The sequence below is a fragment of the Pseudomonas sp. genome (genome assembly GCF_035277045.1).
Lineage (GTDB): Bacteria > Pseudomonadota > Gammaproteobacteria > Pseudomonadales > Pseudomonadaceae > Aquipseudomonas.
Genome location: NZ_DATELE010000179.1, coordinates 1 through 7,209 on the forward strand (window position 1 = coordinate 1; position 7,209 = coordinate 7,209).

The 7,209-nt window shown below is 67.6% G+C and carries 9 protein-coding genes; all 9 read right to left on the bottom strand.

Translation table 11 applies throughout. The features are described 5' to 3' along the window. The coding region (gene gspM, locus VJS90_RS09050) for a type II secretion system protein GspM (RefSeq protein WP_324121152.1) at nt 1–443 on the bottom strand (443 nt) is incomplete at its 3' end. Next, the gene (locus VJS90_RS09055) at nt 427–1,479 is read right to left on the bottom strand and encodes a type II secretion system protein GspL (protein ID WP_324121154.1); all 1,053 of its coding nucleotides are present in this window, start codon (nt 1,477–1,479) and stop codon (nt 427–429) included. The genes gspM and VJS90_RS09055, both read right to left, overlap by 17 nt. Further along, the gene (locus VJS90_RS09060) at nt 1,476–2,189 is read right to left on the bottom strand and encodes a type II secretion system minor pseudopilin GspK (RefSeq protein ID WP_324121156.1); all 714 of its coding nucleotides are present in this window, start codon (nt 2,187–2,189) and stop codon (nt 1,476–1,478) included. Before VJS90_RS09060 ends, VJS90_RS09055 begins: the two co-directional genes overlap by 4 nt. After that, nucleotides 2,186–2,791 (bottom strand): prepilin-type N-terminal cleavage/methylation domain-containing protein, encoded by a 606-nt coding sequence (locus VJS90_RS09065; protein WP_324121158.1) that lies wholly within the window; start codon nt 2,789–2,791, stop codon nt 2,186–2,188. Before VJS90_RS09065 ends, VJS90_RS09060 begins: the two co-directional genes overlap by 4 nt. Further along, nucleotides 2,788–3,150 carry a prepilin-type N-terminal cleavage/methylation domain-containing protein gene (locus tag VJS90_RS09070; protein ID WP_324121160.1) on the bottom strand — a complete coding sequence of 121 codons (363 nt, stop codon included), beginning with the start codon at nt 3,148–3,150 and terminating at the stop codon, nt 2,788–2,790. The genes VJS90_RS09065 and VJS90_RS09070 overlap by 4 nt, the downstream gene beginning before the upstream one ends. Next, nucleotides 3,147–3,575 (bottom strand): GspH/FimT family pseudopilin, encoded by a 429-nt coding sequence (locus VJS90_RS09075; protein ID WP_324121162.1) that lies wholly within the window; start codon nt 3,573–3,575, stop codon nt 3,147–3,149. Before VJS90_RS09075 ends, VJS90_RS09070 begins: the two co-directional genes overlap by 4 nt. A gap of 3 nt (nt 3,576–3,578) precedes the next feature. Continuing rightward, entirely contained in the window at nt 3,579–4,001 is a 423-nt protein-coding gene (gene gspG / locus VJS90_RS09080; protein WP_324121164.1) for a type II secretion system major pseudopilin GspG, read from the bottom strand. Between the two features lie 10 nt (nt 4,002–4,011). Next, complete coding sequence (locus VJS90_RS09085; protein WP_324121167.1) at nt 4,012–5,211, bottom strand: type II secretion system F family protein; 1,200 nt, start codon at nt 5,209–5,211, stop codon at nt 4,012–4,014. 1 nt (nt 5,212) lies between these two features. Further along, nucleotides 5,213–6,901: a GspE/PulE family protein gene (locus VJS90_RS09090; protein ID WP_324121172.1), complete on the bottom strand. Its 1,689-nt coding sequence runs from the start codon at nt 6,899–6,901 to the stop codon at nt 5,213–5,215. Nucleotides 6,902–7,209: the final 308 nt, after the last annotated feature.

A 7,209-nucleotide genomic window follows, 5' to 3' on the forward strand; every position in this document is an offset into this window, starting at 1 on the left:
GCCAGCGGCTCGATGGCGCAGGCGAGCGTGAGGCTCACTTTTACCTGGCGGTACGGTTCGGCCTGGTCCTGACCGGCGGCGGCGACCGGCATGCGTTGGGTGACCTCGCAGCCCGGGCCGAGGCCGGACTGCGCCTTCACCCGCTCCACCACCTGCTGCATCAGGTCTGCGGCGACGCCGTTGGGGTCGTCGCCGGGCAGCAGGCTGTTGCGCTGGGCCGGGCTGTCCTGGGTTCGCTTGAGCAACGCTTCGAGGGCTGGCCGCTGCAGGATCAGGCTGGCATAGCGGCGCTGCTGCTCGCGCAACGCGTCGGCCTGCTCGTCCAGGCTTCGAAGGGGCGCCAGGAACAGGCCATCGATCAGCACGGACCAGAGCGTCCAGAGGAGGAGCCCGAGCGCGCCTAGGGCGGCGATCTTGCGCTCCCGGCTAGTGAGTGGACGCATGCGGGCCCTCCTGGCTAAGTTGCGCGCTGAGGGAAAAACGCTCGCGGCCGGTGGTCTTGTCGGTCTGGATGATTCCCTGGAACTGCGCCTCGCGCAGGGTCGGGCAGCCTTTCACCTGGGTGATCAGGGCGCTGGCGCGGATGCTCTGGCCGGAAAGCGTCAACTGCGCGCCGTCGCGCACTTCCAGGTGATCCACCCAGGTGTCGTCACCCAAACAGGCGCTCAGGTCGGCCAGCACCCGGGTGAGGGTAGGCCGCTGCGCCTTGAGGCTCGCCAGGTAGGTGGAGGCGCCGAGCGTGTCGTCGAGGGTCTGCCGCAACTGCTGGACGCGCTGTACCTCAAGGCGCTGCGCGCCCAGCTCGCGCTGCATGGCGTCCAGCACGCCCTGGCGGCGGTCGAGGCAGGCCGCCGCCAAGGCGACCGTGCAGGCCAGGCAGCCAAGCCACAGCCAGCGATCCAGCGCCGCGGGACGCGAACGCGCGATGCCAGTACCCGCGGGCAGCAGGTCGACCTGCAAGCGCGCTCCTGCCGCGTTAGTGGCATCGATCGCCGTCACCTGGATCCCGCGTTCGCGGCAGGTATCGAGCATCATCGTCAAGGCAGCACGTGCCACGGCGACCAGTTCGACCTCGGCATTGGGCGGCTGCCTGCGCACGACCCGGGCGACGAAATGCACCTGGTCGGCGGTGTAGGGCATGTACTTGTCCACCTCGTAGGTCAGCACCTCCTTGAGGTTGCGGGCGGCGGCGATGGGCAGGCTGATGCGCTGCTGCATCACCTGGTGCGCGGACAGCAGCAGCACCGCGGGGCGCCCAGGCGCACACTGCGTCGGCAACGGCCACGGCAGCAGCTGCTCGGTCGCGTCGTCGCGCAGCCGGGCCGCGAGCGCGGGCGGCAGCATCGAGACCAGCTCGACCCGCCAGGCCTTCAGCCAGCGTTGGCCGAGGCTGTCGGCCCAGCGCGCGTGCCACTCTGCGTGCCACTCTGCGTGCCGCGCGGCGAGGGCGGGCAGGAAACGCTCCAGCAGCCGGCTCATTCCTGCCACCTGAGTACGCGGTAGGGCTTGCCGCCCGCGTAGGCAGGCAGCAGCACCAGCGTGACCTGCAGGCGGGCCTTGAAGCCGCTTGCCAGGGTGGCGTCGCTGGTGACCGTCATGATCTGCCCGGCATCCAGCGCGAGCCCGCGGCTCCCGGGCAGGCCGAGGGCGGCGGCCAACGCTGGCGGCGCAAGCGCCGGATCAGGCTGCGCAGCGCCGGACCATACGGTGATGAAGGGCAGGGCCCGGGTGTACATCGCGTAGCTCATGCCGGGCATGTCGCGAAATTCTTCAAGCATTCGCAGGGGTACCTTGTTGCGCCGTGTCACCAACGACTGGGTGATGGTTGTCGCGCGCTGTCCGCTGGCACCGCAGGCGCGCAGCAGCTTCTCGAGGCTGGCCGAGGGCGCGGCATTGAGGTCGAGCTTGCCGCGCTCACTGCGCACGCTGACGCGCAGCGTGCTGTCGGCGAATCGCAGGTCATGGTCCTGGCCATCGGCAGGCCAGCGCATCGGTGTGTCGCTCAGCAGTCCGGTTATCGCCAGACTCAGACCCGCCTGGGCTGCGAAGGCTGCCTGGGTCTGGTTGCCTTGCCACAGCGACTGACGCTGCTGCAGTTGCACCGAAACCGCCAATGCGCCGAGCAGGATGCTCAACAGTCCGACGACCCACAGCACCAGCAGCAGGGCGGCGCCCCGCTGGCGGCTCACGGCCGGCCCCCGTCGCCGGACAGGTCCAGCAGCAGGTTGACCTGCAGGGTGGGCCAGGCCGTGGCGCTGTCGCGCTGCACATCGACCCGCACCGATTGCGGCAGGCGTTCCGGCCACGGCCACTCGCGCAGCCAGCCGGTGGGCTTGCCCAGCGGTGAATAGCCCTGGTAGCTCAGCGAGAGCGCCGTGACGCCGTCCAGCAGCGGCTGCGGCTCACCCCAGGCTTGTAGCCGCCGGCCGTCGAGGCGGGCGAGCTCTATCTCCAGGCGATGCTCACGCCGCACCAGGCGCTGGCGGTACAGTCCACCGCCCACCGAACTGGACAAGGGGGCGTAGAAGACGACGCTGTCCGGCCTGCCTTCGAAGGTGGTTGTGTGCGTGCCATCGCCCGCGCGCGCGCTCAAGGGCAGCACCTGGCTCAGCGACTGGCGCAGGAAACGCTGGGTGGCACGCAATGCGTCCAGCCTGGCGCTGTACTGCTCCGCCTTGGCCACCGCGCGATTCGAACCCACCAGCGCGGCGCCGACCAGGCCCAGCAGCAACCCCAGCAGGCTGATGACCACCAGAATCTCGAGCAGGGTGAAACCCGCCTGGCGCCTCACGGGCCAGCCACGGCGGAGCGGGCACGCAGCGTGCTGTAGCGGGAAGTCCGGCGCCCCTCGGTGATCGACAGGTCGAGCCGGTACAGCTCGATGCGTCCTGGCGCGGCCTGCTCCAGGGCGACGTCCAGCACCCAGGCCAGGCCGTGCCACGTGCCGTGGCGCTGCCCCGGCGTCAGCTCGCCGAGGTCGAGGTCGTCCATCAGTGACCGGGCGGCAGCGCTGTGCCGGTCGCTCTGCTCGACCTGCACCAGCGACCGGCTGCTCTGCGCGAACGCGCCCAGCAGGATCGACGAGGCGACGACCAGCAAGGCGAGGGCGGCTAGCATCTCCAGCAGCGTGAAGCCCCGCTGGCGGCTCATGGCAGCACCCGCAGTGTGACGGCGCCGGTGAGCCAGCTGACGTCGATCCGCCAGCGCGCCTTGCCGCGAGTGATGAGGACATTGCCGCCGCTGGCCGCGCCATCGGGGTAGAACGCGTAGGCAGCGCCCAGGCCGCGGGCGGTCTGCAGGCGCACGCTGAACGTCTCTGGCCAGCTCGCAGGCGCGCGCCCTGGCGCCATTACCCGGCGCCCGTCGAGGTCGAACCTTGCCCGCACCGGCTGCCCGGTCGCGATGGCTTGTACCCGGGCACTGCGCAGCGCCGACACCATATGCGCCAAGGCGCTGCGCTCATTGGCCTGGGCCACGCCCTTGCCGATGCCGATCGCCAGGATCGACGCGGCAACGCCCACCAGCACGATGACGATCAGCAGTTCGAACACGGTGAAGCCGCGCTGCGCCGTCACGGTTTATTCCCAGCTGCCCAGGTCGGCCTTGTAGCCTTCGCCGCCCGGCGCGCCGTCCTGGCCGAGGAAGATCAGGTCGAACGTGCCGTGGTTGCCAGGGTAGCGGTAGCCGAAGGCATGGCCGAACGGGTCGGCCAGGTCCGAGGGCTTGGCATAAGGCCCGGCCCAGCGGCTGGCATTGGCCGGCTTGTTCAGCAACTGCTCGAGGCTGGTGGGCGGCGCGCCCACATCGAGGGCATAGCTTTCGACTTTCATGCTCAGGCTGGCCAGCTGCGCCTTGCCGGCGCCGTACTTGCCCTTGTCGACGTTGCCGCCGACCTGGCGCACGACGATGGTTGCGACGATGCCCAGCAGTACGATGACGGCGAGCATTTCGAGCAGGGTAAAGCCCGCCTGCCGGGCGTTGGATCTCTTCAGGGAGCGCATGGATGATTTCCTAGATATTGCTGGTCAGGCTCATGAGCGGCAGCATGATGGCGAGCATGATCGCCGCCACCATCACCGCCATGACGATGGTCAATGTTGGTACCAGCGCCGCGAGCAGGCGGTCGATGGTGCGTTTGGCTTCCAGGTCGTAGACGTCAGCGACCTTGAGCAGCATCGCGCCGAGGGTCCCCGACTGCTCGCCGACCTCGATCATCTGCAAGGCGAGTTCCGGCAACAGGGGGCCGCTGGAAAACGCCTGTGCCAGGCCGCTGCCCTGCCTGACCGCCTCGGTGGTGCGCTCGACATGGGCGCGCAGTGCCTGGTTGAGGCTGACGTCGCGGCCGATGGACAGGGCCGACAGCAGCGTCACGCCGTTGCCTAGCAGGGTGCCAAGGGTGCGCGTCAGCCGCGCGGTCTCGAGCCACTGCAAAAGCGGACCGGCCAGGCGGCTACGCCAGATGCGCAGGTCCTGGGCGATGCGTCGCTGCGGGTTGCGCCGCCCGGCCAGCAGTAGCCAGACCGCCCCGGCCACGGCGCCCAGGCTTGCCAGCCCCCAGCTGTTGACGAACTCGCCCAGCGCCAGGATCGCCTGGGTGATGAAAGGAATGGGCACACCCAGGTCCTGGAAAATCGGTACGAACTGGGGCACCACATAGGCCAGCAGCAACGCCAGCGAACCGATCACACCGATGACCAGAAAGGCCGGGTAGATCAGCGCGTTGATGACCTCGCCGCGCAGTGAGTGGCTTCGCTCAAGATAGGCGCCGAGCTGCGCCAGCGTCACCGCCAGTACCCCACCGGCCTCACCGGCGCGGATCAGGCTGGTATAGAAGGGCGAAAAGGTCGCCGGGTGCTCCTCCAGCGCCTGGGACAGCGGCTGACCCGCTTTCACCTGGTCACGCACCCGCTCCAGCAGCGAACGCGCTTCGGGCCTGCGCAGGTTTTTCAGCACCGTGGTCAGGGCTTTGTCCAGCGGCTGGCCGGCGCCGATCAGGGTGGTGAGCTGCTGGGTAATGGTGATCAGCTCCATGGCCTTGAACACGCTGCGCTGGCGGCTGGGACGCAGCAGGCGGCTGCCGGGCCTGAGGCTCACCACCAGCAGGCCGCGTTGTTGCAGTTGCCGCGCGGCATCGTCCTGGTCGGCGACTTCCAGCTGGCCCTGATGCTTGCGGCCCTCCGGGTCGAGGGCGGTGTAGGAAAAGACCGGCACCTCAGTCCCCCCCTGTGACGCGCAGTACTTCTTCGAGCGAGGTGACGCCGGCCAGGGCCTGGCGCAGGCCATCCTCATAGAGCGTCACCAGGCCTTTGTGCCGGGCGGCGGCTTCGAGCGTGGCGGCATCGGTCTGGCGCATGAGCAGGCCGCGCATGTCCTCGTCCATCACCAGCAGCTCGGTGATCGCGCTGCGGCCATGGTAGCCACCGCCCGGCCCTTGCTCGTCCGGGCGATACAGCAGGATCGGCCGCTGCTCGGTGTAGCGCGCGAGCTGATGACGCTCGATGAGTTCGGCCGGCGCCTCGAAGCTGATGCGGGTTGCCGGGTCGAGCCGGCGCACCAGGCGCTGGGCCAGGATGCCCTGCAGGGTCGAGGCGAGCAGGTAGCCTTCGACGCCCATGTCCAGCAGGCGGGTCAGGCTCGCCGCGGCGCTGTTGGTGGGCAGCGTCGACAGCACCAGGTGCCCGGTCAGCGACGACTGGATCGCGATGCGGCAGGTCTCGAGGTCGCGCATTTCGCCGATCATGATCACGTCGGGGTCCTGGCGGACAATCGACCGCAGCGCCTCGGCGAAACCCAGGCCGATCGCGGGCTTGACCTGGATCTGGTTGATTCCGGCCAGCTGGTACTCGACCGGGTCTTCGACGGTGATGATCTTGCGTTGCTCGGTGTTCAGCCCGGACAACGCGGTGTAGAGCGTGGTGGTCTTGCCGGAGCCGGTCGGGCCGGTGACCAGGAAGATCCCGTGAGGGCGCGCCAGCAGTTGCTCGATGGTCCGAAGGGTCGCGCCCTCGATGCCCAGGCTCGCGAAGTCGAAGCTGACGGTTTGCCTGTCCAGCAGGCGCATCACCACCGACTCGCCAAAGCTGGTGGGCACGGTGGAGACCCGCAGGTCGAGCTCGCGGCCCTGGATGCGCAGCATGATCCGCCCGTCCTGGGGCAGGCGGCGCTCGGCGATGTCCAGGCGGGCCATGATCTTCAGCCGCGAGATGACGGCGGCTGCGTAGCCCGCGGGCGGCGCCTCGCCTTCGGTGAGCACGCCGTCGACGCGGTAGCGGACCTTGAGCTGGTTCTCGAACGGTTCGACATGGATATCGGACGCCCGCTGGTCCACCGCGTGCTGCAGCATCAGGTTCACCAGGCGGATGACCGGTGCCTCGGAGGCCATGTCCTTGAGTTGCTCGATGTCGCCTTCGGCGATCGCCTCATCGTCCAGGGCTTCGATCAGGGCGCCCATCGCCGAGCGGCCGGCGCCATGCACCTGCTCGATCAGGCTGGTCATTTCATCGGCGGTGGCGATCACCAGCTCGACCGGTTTGTCGGCACGGTAGCCCAGCGCCGCGATGGCATAGGGGCTCAGCGGGACGCCGGCGGCGACGCACAGGTGAGTCGGGCTCTCGTGGAGGGTGAGCACGGCAAAGTTGCGGGCAAAGCGTTCAGGTGCGCAAGCGACCGCTGCGATGGGCGCGGCGCCCAGCCTGGGCACGCCCATCAGTTGCGCATAGGCGTTGGCCATCTGCCCGTCTTTTACCGCCCCCAGGCGCAACAGCGTGTGCAGCGTTTCGTCCTCGCCAAAGCCTTGGGCCATCCCCAGCCTGGCCGCGCGCTGCATGTCGGCGGGCTGAAGTGCGCCCGCATTGAGCAGCCACTCGCATATATCGTCGGCGGAGGGTATCGATAAGGTCATGTTGATGGCTTTGTGCAACTACTGGCTATATAACAGCGCATTTATTAGTGCTGTATCCCAAGAAGTGGCGAAGAATACTTCGTTGTTCTTGTGGGTGCAATGGCGTAATTGTCGAGGTGTTTTTAATGATACTTCGTAAAGAGATTTGTATAGGCGTCGAGAGGATAGCAGACAACTAAACCTAATTGCAACTAGGTTTAGTGATTGCACTTGAATAGCTTAATCCTTTTAAAAATTGGTGAAAATCATCGAAATCAATGACAACCAAGCCATTTAGCATTGTTATATCTGATTAAATTGAAGTGGAA

Excerpts from the sequence above, each read along its gene's own strand:
- VJS90_RS09090 (WP_324121172.1), bottom strand. The coding sequence starts at position 6,901 with ATGACCTTATCGATACCCTCCGCCGACGATATATGCGAGTGGCTGCTC.
- VJS90_RS09070 (WP_324121160.1), bottom strand. The coding sequence starts at position 3,150 with ATGAGCCGCCAGCGGGGCTTCACGCTGCTGGAGATGCTAGCCGCCCTC.
- VJS90_RS09055 (WP_324121154.1), bottom strand. The coding sequence starts at position 1,479 with ATGAGCCGGCTGCTGGAGCGTTTCCTGCCCGCCCTCGCCGCGCGGCAC.
- gspG (WP_324121164.1), bottom strand. The coding sequence starts at position 4,001 with ATGCGCTCCCTGAAGAGATCCAACGCCCGGCAGGCGGGCTTTACCCTG.